Annotated in this window: 20 protein-coding genes; 16 read left to right on the top strand and 4 right to left on the bottom strand. The window is 69.7% G+C overall.

Going from position 1 to position 19,407, the window contains the following annotated elements; all coding sequences use genetic code 11:
* Positions 1 to 18: 18 nt before the first annotated feature.
* The 14 genes from AC07B0_RS18895 (at position 19) to AC07B0_RS18960 (ending at position 12,915) form a co-directional block, all read left to right on the top strand.
* Positions 19 to 666, top strand: a complete 648-nt coding sequence (locus AC07B0_RS18895; RefSeq protein ID WP_356875577.1) for an L-threonylcarbamoyladenylate synthase — start codon at positions 19 to 21, stop codon at positions 664 to 666.
* The gene (locus AC07B0_RS18900; protein ID WP_467290507.1) at positions 663 to 1,322 is read left to right on the top strand and encodes an arsenate reductase/protein-tyrosine-phosphatase family protein; all 660 of its coding nucleotides are present in this window, start codon (positions 663 to 665) and stop codon (positions 1,320 to 1,322) included. The genes AC07B0_RS18895 and AC07B0_RS18900 overlap by 4 nt, the downstream gene beginning before the upstream one ends.
* Positions 1,323 to 1,496: 174 nt before the next feature.
* Positions 1,497 to 2,729 carry a serine hydroxymethyltransferase gene (locus AC07B0_RS18905; protein ID WP_356875575.1) on the top strand — a complete coding sequence of 411 codons (1,233 nt, stop codon included), beginning with the start codon at positions 1,497 to 1,499 and terminating at the stop codon, positions 2,727 to 2,729.
* A gap of 101 nt (positions 2,730 to 2,830) precedes the next feature.
* Complete coding sequence (locus AC07B0_RS18910) at positions 2,831 to 4,177, top strand: MraY family glycosyltransferase (protein ID WP_356875740.1); 1,347 nt, start codon at positions 2,831 to 2,833, stop codon at positions 4,175 to 4,177.
* Positions 4,178 to 4,452: 275 nt separating this feature from the next.
* Positions 4,453 to 4,899: a Cg1360 family ATP-synthase-associated protein gene (locus AC07B0_RS18915; protein ID WP_356875573.1), complete on the top strand. Its 447-nt coding sequence runs from the start codon at positions 4,453 to 4,455 to the stop codon at positions 4,897 to 4,899.
* 210 nt (positions 4,900 to 5,109) lie between these two features.
* Positions 5,110 to 5,946 carry a F0F1 ATP synthase subunit A gene (gene atpB, locus AC07B0_RS18920; RefSeq protein ID WP_356875738.1) on the top strand — a complete coding sequence of 279 codons (837 nt, stop codon included), beginning with the start codon at positions 5,110 to 5,112 and terminating at the stop codon, positions 5,944 to 5,946.
* A gap of 74 nt (positions 5,947 to 6,020) precedes the next feature.
* On the top strand, positions 6,021 to 6,269 hold the full coding sequence (locus AC07B0_RS18925) for an ATP synthase subunit c family protein (protein ID WP_030008695.1): 249 nt from the start codon (positions 6,021 to 6,023) through the stop codon (positions 6,267 to 6,269).
* Between the two features lie 40 nt (positions 6,270 to 6,309).
* The gene (locus AC07B0_RS18930; RefSeq protein WP_356875571.1) at positions 6,310 to 6,855 is read left to right on the top strand and encodes a F0F1 ATP synthase subunit B; all 546 of its coding nucleotides are present in this window, start codon (positions 6,310 to 6,312) and stop codon (positions 6,853 to 6,855) included.
* Positions 6,852 to 7,667 carry a F0F1 ATP synthase subunit delta gene (locus tag AC07B0_RS18935; protein ID WP_356875569.1) on the top strand — a complete coding sequence of 272 codons (816 nt, stop codon included), beginning with the start codon at positions 6,852 to 6,854 and terminating at the stop codon, positions 7,665 to 7,667. Before AC07B0_RS18930 ends, AC07B0_RS18935 begins: the two co-directional genes overlap by 4 nt.
* A 129-nt stretch (positions 7,668 to 7,796) precedes the next feature.
* Positions 7,797 to 9,392, top strand: a complete 1,596-nt coding sequence (gene atpA, locus AC07B0_RS18940) for a F0F1 ATP synthase subunit alpha (RefSeq protein WP_356875567.1) — start codon at positions 7,797 to 7,799, stop codon at positions 9,390 to 9,392.
* Between the two features lie 20 nt (positions 9,393 to 9,412).
* On the top strand, positions 9,413 to 10,330 hold the full coding sequence (locus AC07B0_RS18945; protein ID WP_356875565.1) for a F0F1 ATP synthase subunit gamma: 918 nt from the start codon (positions 9,413 to 9,415) through the stop codon (positions 10,328 to 10,330).
* Complete coding sequence (atpD, locus tag AC07B0_RS18950) at positions 10,330 to 11,772, top strand: F0F1 ATP synthase subunit beta (protein WP_356875563.1); 1,443 nt, start codon at positions 10,330 to 10,332, stop codon at positions 11,770 to 11,772. Before AC07B0_RS18945 ends, atpD begins: the two co-directional genes overlap by 1 nt.
* Before the next feature lie 136 nt (positions 11,773 to 11,908).
* Positions 11,909 to 12,280 carry a F0F1 ATP synthase subunit epsilon gene (locus tag AC07B0_RS18955; RefSeq protein WP_281209075.1) on the top strand — a complete coding sequence of 124 codons (372 nt, stop codon included), beginning with the start codon at positions 11,909 to 11,911 and terminating at the stop codon, positions 12,278 to 12,280.
* A 188-nt stretch (positions 12,281 to 12,468) separates the two neighbouring features.
* Positions 12,469 to 12,915, top strand: coding sequence for a DUF2550 domain-containing protein (locus AC07B0_RS18960; protein WP_136215121.1), 447 nt, complete (start codon positions 12,469 to 12,471; stop codon positions 12,913 to 12,915).
* Between the two features lie 94 nt (positions 12,916 to 13,009).
* Here AC07B0_RS18960 and AC07B0_RS18965 read toward each other — a convergent pair whose 3' ends face one another.
* From AC07B0_RS18965 to AC07B0_RS18975, 3 genes are all read right to left on the bottom strand, one after another.
* The gene (locus AC07B0_RS18965; RefSeq protein ID WP_478898617.1) at positions 13,010 to 14,905 is read right to left on the bottom strand and encodes a glycosyl hydrolase family 18 protein; all 1,896 of its coding nucleotides are present in this window, start codon (positions 14,903 to 14,905) and stop codon (positions 13,010 to 13,012) included.
* Positions 14,906 to 15,041: 136 nt separating this feature from the next.
* Positions 15,042 to 15,707, bottom strand: a complete 666-nt coding sequence (locus AC07B0_RS18970; protein WP_356875558.1) for a response regulator transcription factor — start codon at positions 15,705 to 15,707, stop codon at positions 15,042 to 15,044.
* Positions 15,704 to 16,888, bottom strand: coding sequence for a sensor histidine kinase (locus tag AC07B0_RS18975; protein WP_478863290.1), 1,185 nt, complete (start codon positions 16,886 to 16,888; stop codon positions 15,704 to 15,706). Before AC07B0_RS18975 ends, AC07B0_RS18970 begins: the two co-directional genes overlap by 4 nt.
* A 170-nt stretch (positions 16,889 to 17,058) precedes the next feature.
* Between AC07B0_RS18975 and AC07B0_RS18980 the strand changes: the two genes are divergently transcribed.
* Positions 17,059 to 17,625, top strand: a complete 567-nt coding sequence (locus AC07B0_RS18980; RefSeq protein WP_478898618.1) for a hypothetical protein — start codon at positions 17,059 to 17,061, stop codon at positions 17,623 to 17,625.
* On the opposite strand, the gene AC07B0_RS18985 is transcribed toward AC07B0_RS18980, so the two are convergent.
* Positions 17,622 to 18,194: a cob(I)yrinic acid a,c-diamide adenosyltransferase gene (locus tag AC07B0_RS18985; RefSeq protein ID WP_356875552.1), complete on the bottom strand. Its 573-nt coding sequence runs from the start codon at positions 18,192 to 18,194 to the stop codon at positions 17,622 to 17,624. The two genes, AC07B0_RS18980 and AC07B0_RS18985, sit on opposite strands and share 4 nt — an antisense overlap.
* A 237-nt stretch (positions 18,195 to 18,431) precedes the next feature.
* Between AC07B0_RS18985 and AC07B0_RS18990 the strand changes: the two genes are divergently transcribed.
* Positions 18,432 to 19,280, top strand: coding sequence for a 3-hydroxyacyl-CoA dehydrogenase family protein (locus AC07B0_RS18990; protein WP_356875550.1), 849 nt, complete (start codon positions 18,432 to 18,434; stop codon positions 19,278 to 19,280).
* The last annotated feature ends 127 nt before the right edge of the window (positions 19,281 to 19,407 follow it).

The following is a 19,407-nucleotide window of genomic DNA, read 5'->3' on the forward strand; positions in this document are numbered from 1 at the left end:
GCACGAGGAGGCCCGCTGATGGCCCGGCGATACGACTGCAACGACGCGACGGACCGCAAGACGGGCCTGCGCGAAGCCGCATCCGCCGTGCGCCGCGGCGAGCTCGTCGTGCTGCCCACCGACACCCTGTACGGGATCGGCGCGGACGCCTTCAGTGCCGAGGCCGTCGGCGACCTGCTCGCCGCCAAGGGCCGGGGCCGCAACATGCCCACTCCCGTCCTCATCGGGTCCCCGAACACCCTGCACGGTCTGGTCACCGACTTCTCCGAGCAGGCGTGGGAGCTCGTCGACGCGTTCTGGCCGGGCGGCCTGACCCTCGTCGCCAAGCACCAGCCGTCGCTGGCGTGGGACCTCGGCGAGACCCGCGGCACCGTCGCCGTGCGCATGCCCCTGCACCCCGTCGCGATCGAGCTGCTGACCGAGGTCGGCCCGATGGCGGTGTCCTCGGCGAACCTGTCCGGGCACCCGGCGCCGGAGGACTGCGACGCGGCCCGCGAGATGCTCGGCGACTCGGTGTCCGTGTACCTGGACGGCGGTCCGACGCCGAGCACGCTGCCGTCGTCGATCGTCGACGTCACCGGGAAGGTACCCGTCCTGCTGCGCGAGGGGGCGCTGACCGCCGAGCAGCTGCGGGAGGTCGTACCCGACCTCGAGGTGGCCCCGTGAGCCCTGAGGGGCGTGGCATAGCCAGGGGCCATCTTTCTCCGGCGGCGGCCGGGGGAGGATCCTTCCGCATACTCCACGTCAGCACGGGCAACGTGTGCCGCTCGCCGATCACCGAGCGGCTGACGCGGCACGCCCTGTCGCACCGGCTGGGCGGCATCCCGGCCGGGGACCTGATCGTGGAGAGCGCCGGCACGTGGGGCCACGAGGGCGCGCCGATGGAGGCGAACGCCGCAGCGGTCCTCGCGGACTTCGGGGCCGACGCGTCCGGTTTCACCGGGCGCGAGCTGCTGGACGAGCACGTCATACGCGCCGACCTGGTGCTGACCGCCACCCGCGACCACCGGGCGCAGGTCATCTCGATGGGCCACTCGGCGGGACTGCGGACCTTCACGCTGAAGGAGTTCACCCGGCTGGTGCGGGCGATAGACCCGGCCACCCTGCCGCCGCTCGACGACGGCATGGCGGAGCGGGCCCGGGCCCTGGTACGGGCGGCCGCCGCGCTGCGCGGCTGGCTGCTGGCGCCGTCCCCCGACGCGGACGAGGTCTACGACCCGTACGGTGCGCCGATCACCTTCTTCCGCTCGATCGGCGACGAGATCAACCAGGCGCTGGACCCGGTGGTCACGGCCCTGACGGGCGTCACCGCTTCGCGCTGAGCGCGCCCGGCCGAGTGGTGCGCGGGGCGCATCGGGGCCGGGGTTCGACCCGGCGCCGGACCCGGTGGTCACGGCCCTGACGGGTGTCACGGCTCCGCGCCGCGTGCGCGAGGGGCGCGTCGGGCGGGGCGGGCCTACAGTGGCTTGTACCCCGGTACCCCCTGGAGTCGTGCCATGAGCGTCATCACGCAGCCGACGGACCTGCTCAGGCAGCAGGACCCGCAGATGGCCGACGTACTGGCGGGGGAGGCCCGGCGCCAGGCCGTGACGCTCCAGCTGAGCGCCGCCGAGAACTTCACCTCCACCGCCGTGCTCGCCGCCCTCGGCTCCGCGCTCGCCAACAAGTACGCCGAGGGCTACCCGGGCGCCCGGCACCACGGCGGCTGCGAGTACGCCGATCTGGCGGAACGGGTCGCGGTGGACCGGGCCAAGGCGCTGTTCGGGGTCGAGCACGCGAACGTGCAGCCCCACTCCGGATCCTCCGCCGTCCTGGCCGCCTACGCCGCGCTGCTGCGGCCCGGCGACACCGTCCTCGCGATGGGCCTGCCGTACGGCGGCCACCTCACCCACGGCTCGCCCGCGAACTTCTCCGGGCGCTGGTTCGACTTCGTCGGGTACGGGGTGGACGCGGAGACCGGGCTCATCGACTACGAGCAGGTGCAGGAGCTCGCCCGCACCCACCGGCCCAAGGCCATCGTCTGCGGCTCGATCTGCTACCCCCGTCACCCCGAGTACTCGGCCTTCCGCGAGATCGCCGACGAGGTGGGGGCCTTCCTCATCGCGGACGCCGCGCATCCGATCGGGCTGGTCGCCGGCGGGGCGGCGCCGAGCCCCGTCCCGTACGCCGACCTCGTCTGCGCGACCACGCACAAGGTGCTCCGCGGGCCCCGGGGCGGGATGATCCTGTGCGGCGCTGAGTTCGCCGAGCGCGTCGACCGGGCGGTGTTCCCCTTCACCCAGGGCGGCGCCCAGATGCACACCATCGCCGCCAAGGCGGTGGCGTTCGGGGAGGCGGCGGGGCCCGCCTTCGCCGGCTACGCGCACCGGGTCGTCGCCAACGCGCGGACCCTCGCCCGGGCCCTGGAGGACCGCGGTTTCGCGGTGACGACCGGCGGTACGGACACCCACCTGATCAGCGCCGACCCGGCATCGCTCGGCATCGACGGACCGACGGCGCGCGGCCGCCTCGCCGCCGCCGGGATCGTGCTGGACACCTGCGCCCTGCCGTACGGGGACCAGCGCGGCATCCGCCTCGGCACCGCGGCGGTCACCACGCAGGGCATGGGGGAGTCCGAGATGACCCGGATCGCGGACCTGTTCGCGGCCGCGCTGCGCGGGGAGGCCGCGGGGACCCGTACGGAGGTCGCCGACCTGACCGGGGGATTTCCCCCGTACGGGGTGCAATAGGGGCAAGCAGGGTGTACCGCAACCGCCAAGGGGTATGCGCGCGTCCTCTTCATCGGTGACATCGAGGCTAATGTGTGGGGCTGAGATGGCCGGCGATACATCTGGGGCAGCCCGTGCGTGAATATCTGCTGACGCTTTGCGTCACGGTCGCGGTGACCTACCTGCTGACCGGGCCCGTGCGGAAGTTCGCGATCGCGGCCGGGGCCATGCCGGAGATCCGCGCCCGTGACGTGCACCGCGAGCCCACGCCCCGCCTGGGCGGGATCGCCATGTTCGGCGGTCTGTGCGCGGGCCTGCTGGTCGCCGACCACCTGCGGAACCTCAACGGGGTCTTCGAGCTGTCGAACGAACCGCGGGCGCTGCTCTCCGGGGCCGCGCTGATCTGGCTGGTCGGCGTCCTGGACGACAAGTTCGAGATCGACGCCCTGATCAAGCTGGGCGCGCAGATGATCGCCGCGGGCGTGATGGTCATCCAGGGTCTGACGATCCTGTGGATCCCCGTTCCGGGCATCGGCACGGTCGCGCTCACCCAGTGGCAGGGCAACTTGCTGACCGTCGCCCTCGTCGTGATCACCATCAACGCGGTGAACTTCGTGGACGGCCTCGACGGACTGGCCGCGGGCATGGTCTGCATCGCCGCCACCGCGTTCTTCCTCTACGGGTACCGCATCTGGTTCGGCTACGGCATCGAGGCGGCCGCCCCGGCGACGCTGTTCGCGGCGATCCTGATGGGCATGTGCATCGGTTTCCTGCCGCACAACATGCATCCCGCCCGGATCTTCATGGGGGACTCCGGCTCGATGCTGATCGGCCTGGTGCTGGCCGCCGCGGCCATCTCGATGACGGGCCAGGTGGACCCGGACGCGATGGCCCTCTTCGCGGGCGGCGAGCGCAACGCGACGCACGCGATGCTCCCGGTGTTCATGCCGCTGGTGCTGCCGCTCACGATCATCGCGATCCCGATGGCGGACCTGGTCCTGGCCATCGTGCGGCGCACCTGGAACGGCCAGTCCCCCTTCGCGGCCGACCGCGGGCACCTGCACCACCGGCTGCTGGAACTCGGGCATTCCCACAGCCGCGCCGTACTGATCATGTACTTCTGGTCGGGCCTGATCGCCTTCGGCGCGGTGGCCTACTCGGTGCACTCCACCTCGATGTGGATCGTGCTCGCCATCTCGGCGCTGAGCGCCCTGGGCCTCGTACTGCTCCTCCTGCCGCGGTTCACCCCGCGGGCCCCGCGCTGGGCGGAGGGGCTGGTCCCGCCGCGCTACCGGCACGCGGCGCGGGCCGCGGAGGCGGCGGCGGAGGCGGCCGTGCGCGAGGACGAGGGCGCGGAGCCGGAGGCTCCGCGGCCCGTCGCGGTGGGTGTGTCCGGCGTCAACGGGGCGACCGCCGTAGGCCCCCGTTCGCGCCTTCCCGACCGGCGTAAGGCCGGATCCGCGCGCTGACGGCGCTGGAGCATGTCCGACATGGAAGCCCTTTAGCAGACAAGCCACCCGCCTGTCCTGCACACACGCGCATGGTCACTCTCATGTGTGACAGTCAGCACACCGGACAGGTAAAGCTCTCATCAAATAGTTTGTGATACCGTTCACTAAACCCGGCGACAGAGCCGAAGGACCGTAGTGCGACGGTCCATTGGCCCGAGGCTCTCACTCGGGCCGGGCTTACGCTCGTCCCGTACGAGTCCCGTTACCCCCACCATCACGCGGAGCCATGCGCCATGCTGTCCGATGACGCCCGATCCCTTCTGCAAACCGTCGTACCCACTGCTGCCGTCGGCCTCGTGGCCGCAGTCGTCAGCGGCGTGGTCGCGGGCGGTAAGGGGGCCATCGGGGCGGTCGCGGCCACGGTCGTCGTGATCCTGTTCATGGGTATCGGATTCGTCATCCTGCAGCGGACGGCCCGATCACTGCCGCATCTGTTCCAGATGATGGGTCTGGCGCTCTACACGACCCAGATCCTGCTGCTCTTCGTCTTCGTCGCCGTGTTCAAGAACACGACGCTGTTCAATCCCAGGGCATTCGCGATCACCATCGTCGCGGCGACCCTTGCTTGGATCGCTGCGCAGACGCGCGCGCACATGAAGGCCAAGATCCTTTACGTCGAACCCGAGTCCGCGAAGCGTGACAAGGGTGAGAAGCCCGAAAACACGGGGTCCTCTTCGTGAACGGTAGGGGCGGAATAAGTGCGCGTTCGAGAAGCTGCTATCGTCCGGTGCCAACTGCGGCATCGCGGGCGCGGGCATCTGAGCTGACGCCTGCTCAATCGCGAGGCTCACTGCCTACAAGCCGCCCCCACATCCGTAAGACCAGTCCCGTGCCGAACCGCGGCTGTGCGCCGCGCCGACACAACGAGGTTGCCGTACCTATGCGCCACGCTGAAGGAGCCCGCGGTGAGTGCTGACCCGACGCAGGTGCTCGCCTTCGAGACCGATTGCCACATCTTCGACGGCTGTGGTTTCCCGGCTCCTGGCCTGCACTCGTTCCTGTTCGAGCCGATCTTCGGCGACATGGACGGAGCCGTCTACTTCAACAAGACGATGCTCCTGGCCCTGCTCGGAACCGTCATCATCGTCGGATTCTTCTGGGCTGCCTTCGCCAAGCCGAAGCTGGTTCCGGGGAAGCTCCAGATGGTCGCCGAAGCCGGCTACGACTTCGTGCGCCGCGGCATCGTCTACGAGACGATGGGCAAGAAGGAAGGCGAGAAGTACGTCCCCTTCATGGTCGCGACGTTCTTCTTCGTCTGGATCCTGAACCTCTGGTCGATCATCCCGCTCGCCCAGTTCCCGGTGACCTCCGTCATCGCGTACCCGGCGGCCCTGGCCCTGGTCATCTACGTCATGTGGATGTCGGTCACCTTCAAGCGCCACGGGTTCGTCGGCGGTCTGAAGAACCTCACGGGCTACGACAAGTCGCTCGGCGGGATCCTGCCGCTGGTCATGCTGATCGAGTTCTTCTCGAACGTGATCGTCCGCCCCTTCACGCACGCGGTCCGTCTCTTCGCGAACATGTTCGCCGGTCACACGCTGCTTCTCCTCTTCACGATCGCCAGCTGGTACCTGCTGAACGGCATCGGCATCGCCTACGCCGGCGTGTCCTTCGTGATGGTCATCGTGATGACCGCGTTCGAGCTCTTCATCCAGGCTGTCCAGGCCTACGTCTTCGTGCTGCTGGCCTGCAGCTTCCTCCAGGGCGCCGTCGCCGAGCACCACTGACCGCCCCACCCCCAAACCACCAGTCGTCCGGTGGCCAACCCCCACCGGTCCATGAAAGAGAAGGAAGAACCGGCATGTCCGCTCTCCAGACCCTCGCTGCTGGCGTCGAAATCAAGGGCAACCTCGGCTCCATCGGTTACGGCCTCGCGGCCATCGGCCCCGGCGTCGGCGTCGGCATCATCTTCGGTAACGGCACCCAGGCCCTGGCCCGCCAGCCCGAGGCCGCCGGCCTGATCCGCGCCAACCAGATCCTCGGCTTCGCCTTCTGTGAGGCGCTCGCCCTCATCGGTCTGGTCATGCCGTTCGTCTACCCGACCTCCTGATCCCGGTAGCGAACAGACCCTTTAGACGGAAGGCACTGATGTGAACCCTCTGGTTCAGCTCGCGGCCACTGAGGCGGAAAACCCCCTCATCCCGCCGATCCCCGAGCTCGTCATCGGCCTGATCGCCTTTGTCATCGTCTTCGGTTTCCTCGCGAAGAAGCTCCTCCCGAACATCAACAAGGTTCTGGACGAGCGTCGCGAGGCCATCGAGGGTGGCATCGAGAAGGCTGAAGCAGCCCAGACCGAGGCCCAGAGCGTGCTGGAGCAGTACAAGGCCCAGCTCGCCGAGGCCCGGCACGAGGCCGCGCGCCTGCGCCAGGACGCGCTGGAGCAGGGCACTGCGCTCAAGGAAGAACTGCGCGCAGAGGGCCAGCGGCAGCGTGAGGAGATCATCGCTGCCGGTCACGCCCAGATCGCCGCGGACCGCAAGGCCGCCTCTCAGGCGCTGCGCCAGGACGTGGGCAAGCTCGCCACCGACCTGGCCGGAAAGCTCGTCGGCGAGTCCCTCGAGGACCACGCCCGGCAGAGCCGCACCATCGACCGCTTCCTCAGCGAGCTCGAGGAGAAGGCCGAGGCCGCCCGATGAACGGAGCGAGCCGCGAGGCGCTGGCCTCCGCACGCGAGCGTCTCGACGCGCTGACGGACAACACGTCCGTCGACGCGACGAAGCTCGCCGGTGAGCTGGCAGCCGTCACCGCGCTGCTCGACCGTGAGGTCTCGCTGCGTCGGGTCATCACGGACCCGGCGCAGTCCGGCGAGGCCAAGGCCGAGCTGGTCGGCCGTCTGCTGTCCGGCCAGGTGGGCGGGGAAACCCTCGACCTGGTGTCCGGCATGGCACGGTCGCGCTGGTCGCAGTCCCGTGACCTGGTGGACGCCCTGGAGGCTCTGGCGGCCACCGCCGACCTCACGGCGGCCCAGCAGGCCGGCGCGCTCGACAACGTCGAGGACGAGGTCTTCCGGTTCGGCCGGATCGTCGCCTCGAACACCGAGCTGCGCGCCGCACTGACCGATCGTGCGGCCACCGCCGCCGCCAAGAGCGAGCTGCTGCGCAGCCTGCTCGGCGGCAAGGCGAACGCCGTCACCGAGCGGCTGGTCGTCCGTCTTGTCACGCACCCGCGTGGACGTAGCCTGGAAGCGGGACTCGAGTCCCTTTCCACGCTCGCCGCCGAGCGCCGCAGCCGCATGGTCGCCACCGTGACCAGCGCGGTTCCGCTCAGCGACGTGCAGAAGCAGCGTCTCGGCGCGGTGCTGGCCAAGCTGTACGGCCGCCAGATGCACCTGAACCTCGACGTGGACCCCTCGGTCCTCGGCGGGATCACGGTGCGGGTCGGCGACGAGGTCATCGACGGCACCATCGCGGACCGCCTCGCAGAGGCGTCCCGCCGCATGGCCGGCTGACCAGCCACCAATAGAACAAAGCATTCCTAGCGGCCCGGTTGGGCCGTGCAGAACTTGCAGAAGATTCCTGGGGGTCGCCCCCAGACCCCTAAGAAGCTTCAGGCCCAACAAGGAGAGCAGGGAACCCAGATGGCGGAGCTCACGATCCGGCCGGAGGAGATCCGGGACGCACTGGAGAACTTTGTCCAGTCGTACCAGCCGGACGCGGCCTCGCGCGAGGAGGTCGGAACGGTCAGCGTTGCCGGCGACGGCATCGCGAAGGTGGAGGGCCTGCCCTCCGCCATGGCGAACGAGCTGCTGAAGTTCGAGGACGGCACCCTCGGTCTCGCCCTCAACCTCGACGAGCGCGAGATCGGCGCCGTCGTCCTCGGCGAGTTCAGCGGAATCGAGGAGGGCCAGCCGGTGCAGCGCACCGGCGAGGTGCTCTCCGTCGGCGTCGGCGAGGGCTACCTCGGCCGCGTCGTCGACCCGCTCGGCAACCCGATCGACGGTCTCGGCGAGATCGCGACCGAAGGCCGTCGCGCCCTCGAGCTGCAGGCCCCGGGCGTCATGGTCCGCAAGTCGGTCCACGAGCCCATGCAGACCGGCTACAAGGCCATCGACGCGATGGTCCCCGTCGGCCGTGGCCAGCGACAGCTGATCATCGGCGACCGCCAGACCGGCAAGACCGCCCTGGCCGTCGACACGATCATCAACCAGCGCGACAACTGGCGCTCGGGCGACGTGAACAAGCAGGTCCGCTGCATCTACGTCGCCATCGGCCAGAAGGGCTCGACCATCGCGTCCGTTCGCGGCGCCCTGGAAGACGCCGGCGCGCTCGAGTACACGACGATCGTCGCCGCCCCGGCGTCCGACCCGGCCGGCTTCAAGTACCTGGCGCCGTACACCGGTTCCGCCATCGGCCAGCACTGGATGTACGCCGGCAAGCACGTCCTGATCATCTTCGACGACCTGTCGAAGCAGGCCGATGCCTACCGCGCCGTGTCGCTGCTGCTGCGCCGCCCGCCGGGCCGTGAGGCCTACCCGGGTGACGTCTTCTACCTGCACTCCCGTCTGCTGGAGCGCTGCGCGAAGCTCTCCGACGACATGGGTGCCGGCTCGATGACCGGTCTGCCGATCGTCGAGACCAAGGCGAACGACGTGTCGGCGTTCATCCCGACCAACGTCATCTCCATCACCGACGGCCAGTGCTTCCTGGAGTCCGACCTGTTCAACGCGGGCCAGCGCCCGGCGCTGAACGTCGGTATCTCGGTCTCCCGCGTCGGTGGCTCCGCCCAGCACAAGGCCATGAAGCAGGTTTCCGGCCGTCTGCGCCTGGACCTCGCCCAGTACCGTGAGCTGGAGGCGTTCGCCGCCTTCGGTTCCGACCTGGACGCCGCGTCGAAGGCCTCGCTGGAGCGCGGCAAGCGTCTGGTCGAGCTGCTGAAGCAGGGCCAGTACCAGCCGATGCCCGTCGAGGAGCAGGTCGTCTCCGTCTGGGCCGGCACCACCGGCAAGATGGACGACGTTCCGGTGGGCGACATCCGTCGCTTCGAGTCGGAGCTGCTGGAGCACCTGCGCCGTGAGCGCAAGGACCTCCTCACCTCCATCGCCGACGGCGGCAAGATGTCGGACGACACCCTGACGTCGATCGCCGACGCCATCGCCGGCTTCAAGCAGCAGTTCGAGACCTCGGACGGCAAGCTCCTGGGCGAGGACGCGCCGGCCGTCAACGTCTCCAAGTGACGACGGAAGGGACCTGACTCATGGGAGCGCAGCTCCGGGTCTACAAGCGTCGCATCCGTGCCGTCACGGCGACCAAGAAGATCACCAAGGCGATGGAAATGATCGCCGCCTCGCGCATCGTCAAGGCGCAGCGCAAGGTGGCGGCATCGATGCCGTACGCGACCGAGCTCACCCGTGCGGTGACCGCGGTGGCGACCGGTTCGAACACCAAGCACGCCCTGACCACCGAGGTCGAGGCGCCGGTGCGCGCCGCGGTCCTGCTCGTCACGAGCGACCGCGGTCTGGCCGGCGGCTACTCCTCGAACGCCATCAAGCAGGCGGAGCGGCTCACCGAGCGGCTCCGCGGCGAGGGCAAGGAGGTCGACACGTACATCGTCGGCCGCAAGGGTCTGGCCTACTTCGGTTTCCGTGAGCGCAAGGTCGCGGATTCGTGGACCGGCTTCACCGACAGCCCGGCGTACGCCGACGCCAAGCGCGTCGCGGGGCCGCTGATCGAAGCCATCGAGAAGGACACGGCCGAGGGCGGCGTCGACGAGCTGCACATCGTCTACACGGAATTCGTGTCGATGATGACGCAGAACGCGGTCGACGGCCGGATGCTGCCGCTCAGCCTCGACAAGGGCGAAGAAGAGTCCGGCGCGAAGGGCGAGATCCTTCCGCTGTTCGACTTCGAGCCGTCGGCGGAGGACGTCCTCGACGCCCTGCTGCCGCGCTACGTCGAGAGCCGCATCTACAACGCACTGCTGCAGTCGGCCGCTTCCGAGCACGCCGCCCGCCGCCGCGCGATGAAGTCGGCGACCGACAACGCCGGAGACCTCATCAAGAGCCTCTCCCGGCTTGCCAACGCGGCCCGCCAGGCCGAAATCACCCAGGAAATCAGCGAGATCGTCGGTGGCGCGAGCGCCATGGCTGACGCGACCGCGGGGAGTGACAAGTAATGACGACCACTGTTGAGACGGCCGCCGCCACGGGCCGCGTCGCCCGGGTCATCGGCCCGGTCGTCGACGTGGAGTTCCCCGTCGACGCCATGCCCGACATCTACAACGCCCTCAAGGTCCAGGTCGCAGACCCGGCCGAGGACGGCAAGCTCAAGACCCTGACCCTCGAGGTCGCGCAGCACCTGGGTGACGGCGTCGTCCGTACCATCTCGATGCAGCCGACCGACGGCCTGGTCCGCCAGGCCCCGGTGACCGACACGGGCGAGGGCATCACCGTCCCCGTCGGTGACTTCACCAAGGGCAAGGTGTTCAACACCCTCGGTGAGGTGCTGAACTACCCGGAGGAGAACGCCAACGTCACCGAGCGCTGGCCGATCCACCGCAAGGCGCCCCGCTTCGACGAGCTCGAGTCGAAGACCGAGATGTTCGAGACCGGCGTCAAGGTCATCGACCTTCTCACCCCGTACGTCAAGGGTGGAAAGATCGGTCTGTTCGGTGGTGCCGGTGTCGGCAAGACCGTTCTGATCCAGGAAATGATCTACCGCGTCGCCAACAACCACGACGGTGTGTCGGTCTTCGCGGGCGTCGGTGAGCGTACCCGTGAGGGCAACGACCTCATCGAGGAAATGGCCGACTCCGGCGTCATCGACAAGACGGCGCTCGTCTTCGGCCAGATGGACGAGCCCCCGGGCACCCGTCTGCGCGTCGCCCTGGCCGGTCTGACCATGGCGGAGTACTTCCGCGATGTGCAGAAGCAGGACGTTCTGTTCTTCATCGACAACATCTTCCGGTACACCCAGGCGGGTTCCGAGGTGTCGACCCTGCTCGGCCGCATGCCCTCCGCGGTGGGTTACCAGCCGAACCTGGCCGACGAGATGGGTCTCCTCCAGGAGCGCATCACCTCGACCCGTGGTCACTCGATCACCTCGATGCAGGCGATCTACGTCCCCGCGGACGACCTGACCGACCCGGCGCCGGCGACCACCTTCGCCCACCTCGACGCGACGACGGTTCTTTCCCGTCCGATCTCCGAGAAGGGCATCTACCCGGCCGTGGACCCGCTGGACTCGACGTCCCGCATCCTCGACCCGCGGTACATCGCGGCGGACCACTACGCCACGGCGATGCGCGTCAAGGGGATCCTTCAGAAGTACAAGGACCTCCAGGACATCATCGCGATCCTCGGTATCGACGAGCTGGGCGAGGAGGACAAGCTCGTTGTCCACCGTGCCCGTCGCGTCGAGCGCTTCCTGTCGCAGAACACCCACGTGGCGAAGCAGTTCACCGGTGTGGACGGTTCGGACGTTCCGCTCGACGAGTCGATCACCGCGTTCAACGCGATCTGCGACGGTGACTACGACCACTTCCCCGAGCAGGCGTTCTTCCTGTGCGGTGGCATCGAGGACCTGAAGGCCAACGCCAAGGAGCTGGGCGTCTCCTAGTCGGCCGCGTTCTGCGGAACGCAGTCTTCGAAGAACGAAGGAGAGGGGCGGGGTACGTCCCGTCCCTCTCCCCACGCCCATTAGAATTTGACCCAACACCCGGCTGACCCGCCGGGTGGTGACCCGAGGAGCCACCTTGGCTGCTGAGCTGCACGTCGAGCTGGTCGCGGCGGACCGCAATGTCTGGTCCGGCGAGGCCACCCTTGTTGTCGCCCGCACCACGTCCGGCGACATCGGCGTCATGCCCGGTCACCAGCCGCTTCTCGGTGTGCTGGAATCGGGCCCGGTGACCATCCGTACCAGCGAGGGCGGCACTGTCGTCGCCGCGGTGCACGGCGGATTCATCTCGTTCGCGGACAACAAGCTGTCCCTGCTGGCCGAGATCGCCGAGCTCGCGGACGAGATCGACGTCCAGCGGGCGGAGCGGGCACTGGAGCGCGCGAAGTCGGAGGCCGACGCGGCCGCCGAACGTCGCGCCGATGTCCGGCTGCGCGCCGTAACGGGCTGACAGCCCGTCGGAGTTCCACCGCCGGCCCCCGGAGGGCGACCTCCGGGGGCCGGCAGACCTCAGCCGCGGTCCGTTCTGGAATTTTCCAGACCGGGTCGCGGCTGAGGCGATGTACGTCCGTCCTCGGACTTGTCCGGTGATGGGCACGGTCGTGTGCGGTGTTTCGATGAGCGAGGAGGTCGGTGAAGATGCTCCTCGCTCTGCTTGTGAGCGGCCTGGTCGTAGCCCTGGTGGTGATCGGGCTGTTTGTGTTCGGCCTGCGCCGCAGACTGATCCAGCGGTCCGGCGGGACCTTCGACTGCAGCCTGCGCTGGGGCGTGGCGGACGAGCCCGACGTCTCCGGCAAGGGCTGGGTGTACGGGGTCGCCCGCTACAGCGGTGACCGGATCGAGTGGTTCAGGGTGTTCTCGTACTCCCCGCGGCCGCGCCGGCTCCTGGAGCGCTCCTCCATCGAGGTGCTCGCCCGGCGTGCCCCCGAGGGCGAGGAGGAGCTGGCCCTGCTGTCCGACGCCGTCGTGCTCGGCTGTTCCCACCGGGGGACCCGCCTGGAGCTCGCGATGAGCGAGGACGCGCTGACTGGTTTCCTGGCCTGGCTGGAGGCGGCGCCTCCGGGGCAGCGGGTGAACGTGGCCTGAGGGCCGCGGCTCCCGGTACACGCGGAGAAGCCGGGGAGACGGGGGCGGACCCGTCTCCCCGGCTTCGTCTTTCACCGGGTCCGGCAGCCGGGGGTCACTGGAGGCCGGTGTGGATGGCGTTGGCGAGTTCACCGTTCGTGGTGTCGCCGCTGAACTCCCAGAAGAAGGCTCCCTTGAGGCCCTGCTGCTTGGCCCAGGTCATCTTCGAGGCCACCGTGGCGGGGGTGTCGTAGCTCCACCAGTTGCTGCCGCACTTGGCGTAGGCCGTGCCGGCGATGGTGCCGGTGCTGGGGCAGCTGGCCTTGAGGACCTTGTAGTCCTCGATGCCCTGCTCGTACGTGCCCGGCGCCGGGCCGGTGGCGGTGCCGCCGGGGGTCGCCTGGGTGACGCCGGTCCAGCCGCGGCCGTAGAAGCCGATGCCGAGGTTGAGCTTGGATCCGGCGATGCCCTTGCCCTTGAGCTTGGTGATCGCGGCCTCGGAGTTGAAGCCGTCCTGGGGGATGCCCGGGTAGGCGGTGAGCGGGGAGTGCGGGGCGGTCGGGCCCTGCGCCGCCCAGGCGCCGAAGAAGTCGTAGGTCATGACGTTGTAGAAGTCGACGTACTGGGCCGCGCCGCCGTAGTCGGCGGCGTCCAGCTTGCCCCCGTTGGAGCCGTCGGCGGAGATGGCGGCGGTGACCAGGTTGTTCGTGCCGAACTTGGCGCGCATGGCCTGCATCATGTTCTTCAGGGAGGCGGCGCCGCTGGTGTCGCAGGTCAGGCCGCAGGCGTTCGGGTACTCCCAGTCGAGGTCGATGCCGTCGAAGACGTCGGCCCAGCGCGGGTCCTCGACGAGGTCGTAGCAGGACTGGGCGAAGGCGGCCGGGTTCGCGGCGGCCTGGCCGAATCCGCCGGACCAGGTCCAGCCGCCGAAGGACCACAGGATCTTGATGTGGGGGTACTGGGCCTTCAGCTTGCGGAGCTGGTTGAAGTTGCCGCGCAGCGGCTGGTCCCAGGTGTCGGCCTTGCCGTCGACGCTCTGGTCGGCGGTGTACGCCTTGTCGTAGTCCGCGTAGGAGTCGCCGATGGTGCACTTGCCGCCCTGGACGTTGCCGAAGGCGTAGTTGATGTGGGTGATCTTCGCGGCGGAGCCGGAGGTGACCAGGTTCTTCACGTGGTAGTTGCGCTGGTAGACGCCCCAGTTCGTGAAGTAGCCCAGCTTGACCTTGGAGCCGGCGCCCGGGTCCGTGCCGCCGCCGCCCGGGGTGGTGACGGAGAGCTCGCCGGAGGGGGGTCCGGTCTGGTCGGCGGTGTCGCGGGCGGTGACCGCGTAGGCGTACGTGGTGCCCTTGGTCAGGCCGGAGTCGCCGTAGGTGGTGCCCGTGACCGTGGCGACCTTGGCGCCGTTGCGGTACACGTCGTAGTTCTTGACGCCCTTGTCGTCGGTGGCCGCCGGCCAGGAAAGGGTCAGCGCGGTCTCGGTGACGGCGGAGGCGGTGGGGGTGCCGGGGGCCGAGGGCGGGGCGTCGCCGGGCTGGGTGCCGCCGTCACAGGAACCGCCGTTGATCTTGCAGCCGGCGGGGGCGCCGGTGCCGGTGCCGTTGAACCCGAAGGTGACGCTCTGGCCGGGGGTGAGGGTGCCGTTCCAGCCGACGTTCTTGGCGGTCCAGTGGTTGCCCGCGCTGGTGACCGTCGCGTCCCAGGCGGAGGTGACCCTGGTGCCGGCGGGGTAGTCCCACTCCACGGTCCAGCTGGTCAGCGTGGTGGTGCCGGTGTTCTTCACCGTCCACTTGCCCTCGAAGCCGGAGCCCCAGTCGGAGGCCTTGGTGTAGGTCGCCGTCGCGGAGGTGGCCGCCTGTGCGGGTCCGGCCAGGCCGACGAGGCCGGCGATGGGCAGGGCGAAGGCGGCCACCGTGGCGGCCAGCCTTCTGAACAGACGGGTGCGTTGCGGGGGTGCTGTGCTCAAGGGTGCTCCTCCGTAGGTCCGTACCGGTCGTGGGGCCGACCGGTACATGGGGGTGGGACCTGCGCCGCCCGTGAGCACGCCTCTTCACGACGATTGTCATGGCACGCTCACCACAGTGTTTCGGTGAGACTAGAAAGGTCTGGACCAACCGTCAAGAGGTCCAGACCTCACCTCCAGTAGCCGTCTAGATCCCCAACTCCTGCGCCAGTACGGCTGCTTGGACCCGGCTGCGCAGCTCCAGCTTCCCCAGCAGCCGACTGACGTGCGTCTTCACCGTCGCCTCCGCCATCTCCAGGCGTACGGCGATCTCGGCGTTCGACAGACCCGCGCCCAGGGCGCCGAGCACCTCCCGCTCGCGCCGCGTCAGCGACTCCACCGCCGCGGCCGTCTCCGGCCGTACCGAGCGCTCCGGTGCGCGCGGCGCCGCGAACTCGGCGATCAGGCGCCGGGTCACCGCGGGTGCGATCAGCCCCTCCCCGCGCGCCACCGTACGGACCGCCCCGATCAGTTCCGCCGCGTCGGCGTCCTTCAGCAGGAAACCGGCGGCACCCGCCCGCAGCGCGCCGAAGACGTACTCGTCCAGATCGAAGGTGGTCAGTACGAGGACGTCCGCCAGCCCCTCCTCGACCACCTGCCGGGTGGCCGAAACCCCGTCCAGGCGGGGCATCTGCACGTCCATGAGGACCAGATCCGGACGGATGTCACGGGCGAGGCGCACGGCCTCCTCACCGTCGGCGGCCTCGCCCACCACCTCGATGTCGCCCGCGCTGCGCAGGATCAGCACGAGGCCCGCCCGCACCGCGCTCTGGTCCTCGGCGACCAGTACCCGGATCTTCTGCCGCTGGTTCATGCCGGTACGACCCTCTCCTCGGCGGGCAGCGTCGCCCGCACCTGCCAGACGGACCCCGCCGGGCCCGCCGTGAACGTTCCGCCGAGCAGGTCGGCCCGCTCGCGCATGCCGATCAGACCCGCCCCGGACCCGGGGGCGCGGGGGCCGTGGCGGCCCTCGTACGGGGAGTCGACCGCCACGGACAGCAGTCCGTCGGCCGAGGCCACCCGGAGGGTGACGGTGCCGGGGGCGGCGTGCTTGAGGGCATTGGTCAGGGACTCCTGCACGATCCGGTACGCCGCCAGCTCCACCGGGGCGGGCAGCGACTGCCCGGCCGGGCGGGCGTCGTGCAGGACGAAGTCCAGCCCGCTCGCGGCGCCGTTCGTCCGGGCCTGGGCCAGCAGCGCCTCCAGCCCGTCGAGGGTGGGTACCGCGACGGCCTCCTTCCCGGCGCCCGCGTCGCGCAGCAGCCCGATGAGCCGGCGCATCTCGGACAGCCCCTGCACGCTGTTCTCGCGGATCACCCCGAGGGCCTCGCGGCTCGTCGCGGGGGAGTCGATGGACAGCGCGGCGGTGGAGTGGATGGCGATCGCCGAGAGGTGGTTGGCCACCATGTCGTGCAGCTCGCGGGCCATCCGGGCGCGCTCGGCGGCCACCGCCTGCGACCGGTCCATTTCGGCCAGCAGCGCCGTCTGCTCGGCGCGCAGCCGGGCCGCGTTCGCCGCGTCGCGGTGGTTGCGCAGGGTGGCGCCGGTCATGGCCGGGCCGAAGCTGACGATGCCCGCGACCACGCCGATCAGCAGGGCCTGCGGGGTGCGCAGCCAGGCGACGGAGCCGATGGTCAGGGCGACGGTGACCAGGCCGGTGCTGACCGGGAGCCTGCGGGCCAGGGCGGGTGGCCCGTAGAGGGCGGCCGCGTACATCAGGTCCGTGTACATGAGGACCGTGGCCAGGTTCCCCACCGTGAACTGGTCCGCGACGAGCGCGGCCGTGCCGACGGTCAGGGTCACCCCGGGGTTCGTGCGGCGCAGCAGCTCCATCGAGCCCATGGCCAGCAGCGGGACCAGGGCCGCCCACTCGGGGAAGCCGTGCCGGCTGTTGTTGCTGTGTACGCCGAGGGACCAGAGCAGCAGGCCCGCGAGCACGCTGACCAGCGCGATCAGGACGTCGTCGCGGTGGGGGCGGGGCAGCTTCGGGGTCACGGTCCCATCCAACACGCTGGAACGGCCGCGGGCCTCGCCACCGGGTCGTAACCCGGACTACATCGAAGGGTGCAGCGGCCTTTCGTCACTGGAGACGACGCGTCCGGCCCGGACGGACGACAGGCTGGAAAGGCACCGGAGATCCCGGACACGAACGAACGGAGAGCCCCGTGATCGTCGCGCTGATCATCGCCTGTGAGGTCGGCTTCTGGGTCCTGCTGGCAGCCGGTCTGGGCCTGCGGTACCTGGCGAAGATGCCCCGGCTGGGGGCGGCGGTCCTGCTGTGCGAGCCGCTGCTGGAGCTGGTCCTGCTGGTCGTCACCACCCTCGACCTGAAGACCGGCGCCGCCCCCGACTGGAAGCACGGCGTGGCCGCCCTGTACATCGGCTACACGGTCGCCTACGGCCACTACACGGTGAAGTGGCTCGACGGCCACGCCGCGTACCGGCTGGCCGGCGGACCGAAGCCGGCCGGCGCCGGCCACGGCATGGCGCGGGCCCGCCACGAATGGAAGCTGTGGGTCCGTACGGTCCTCGCGGCGGCCGTGGCCCTCTGCCTGCTCCAGGCCGCCGTCTGGTACGTCGGCGACGCGGGCGACACCAGCTCGCTCACGGGCTACCAGGGCGCCGCCCTGCGCATCGTCTTCATCCACGGCCTGGTCGCCGCCTGCTACACGATCTGGCCGAAGAAGGCCCCGGCGGGCGCCGGGACCGACCTCGTGAAGAGCGAGCGCTAGCGCTCGCCGCCCGGGACCCAGAGCACGTCCCCGACCTCCTTGTTGGCCACGCGGGCCAGGATGAACAGGAGGTCGGAGAGACGGTTCAGGTAGGTGGCCGTCAGGGGGTTCATCACCTCGCCGTGCACCTCCAGCGCCGCCCACGTCGAGCGCTCGGCGCGCCGGACCACCGTGCAGGCCTGGTGCAGCAGGGCCGCGCCGGGAGTGCCGCCGGGGAGGATGAAGCTGCGCAGCTTCTCCACCTGCTCCAGGAACAGGTCGCAGTCCGCCTCCAGCTTGTCGACGTAGAACTGCTCCACCCGCAGCGGCGGGTACTCCGGCTCCTCGACGACCGGCGTGCACAGGTCCGCGCCGACGTCGAACAGGTCGTTCTGCACCCGGACCAGGACCTTCACGACCTCCTCGGGGAGCGCGCCCAGCGCGATCGCCGTCCCGATGGCCGCGTTGGCCTCGTTCGCGTCGGCGTACGCGGAGATCCGCAGGTCGGTCTTGGCCGTACGGCTCATGTCGCCCAGGGCCGTCGTGCCCTTGTCGCCGGTACGGGTGTAGATGCGCGTGAGGTTCACCATGCGGTCAGGGTAGACGGGCCGGGGCGCAGGGGCCCGGCGCAGGCCAAGGGGCGGTGCTCCCGGGCGGACCGCGCCTGAACTGGGGGGCTGTGCAGGGGTGCTGGGCCGTACCAGTGTGATGTCCGTCATCTGAGACGTGACGCGTGTTACTTCGCGGTCACACCGCCCCTCACGGACGCTAGTCTCCGCCGGAGAGGCTACGAGACTGGGCCGTAGTGAGAGAACGAGGGGTGTGCAGTGGCTGGGAAGCTCGCCGTCATCGGTGCCGGACTGATGGGTTCCGGGATCGCTCAGGTCTCCGCTCAGGCGGGTTGGGACGTCGTCCTGCGTGACGTCACCGACGCCGCCCTGACCCGTGGAACGGACGGGATCAAGGCCTCGTACGACCGGTTCGTCGCCAAGGGCAAGCTGACGGCGGAGGACGCCGAGGCCGCCCTGGGCCGGATCACCACGACCACCGACCTCGGCGCGGTCGCCGACGCCGACATCGTCGTCGAGGCCGTCTTCGAGAAGCTCGAGGTCAAGCACGACATCTTCCGTGCCCTCGACGAGCTGGTCCGCGACGACGCGGTGCTCGCCTCCAACACCTCCGCCATCCCGATCACCAAGATCGCGGCCGTGACGAAGCGTCCGGAGCGGGTCGTCGGCGCGCACTTCTTCTCGCCCGTCCCGATGATGCAGCTGTGCGAGCTGGTGCGCGGCTACAAGACGAGCGACGAGACCCTCGCCACCACCCGGGCCTTCGCCGAATCCGTCGGAAAGACCTGCATCGTCGTCAACCGCGACGTCGCCGGCTTCGTGACGACCCGTCTGATCTCCGCGCTGGTCGTCGAGGCCGCGAAGCTCTACGAATCGGGCGTCGCCTCCGCCGAGGACATCGACATCGCCTGCAAGCTCGGCTTCGGACACGCCATGGGCCCGCTCGCGACCGCCGACCTCACGGGCGTCGACATCCTGCTGCACGCCACCAGCAACATCTACACCGAGTCCCAGGACGAGAAGTTCGCGCCGCCGGAGCTGATGCGCCGCATGGTGGACGCGGGCGACTTCGGCCGCAAGAGCGGCCAGGGTTTCTACAAGCACTGAGCACCACCGTTCGAATGCCTTCACCCTCCGGGGTGAATTAGGTATCGGTTCGCTCACGGTCGGCAACTTCCCTGCCCGCGCGGCAGTCAGTTGCAGTGAGAGTTGCCGACCACGGGTCAGTCGGACC

The organism is Streptomyces sp. NPDC044704, from assembly GCF_056433525.1.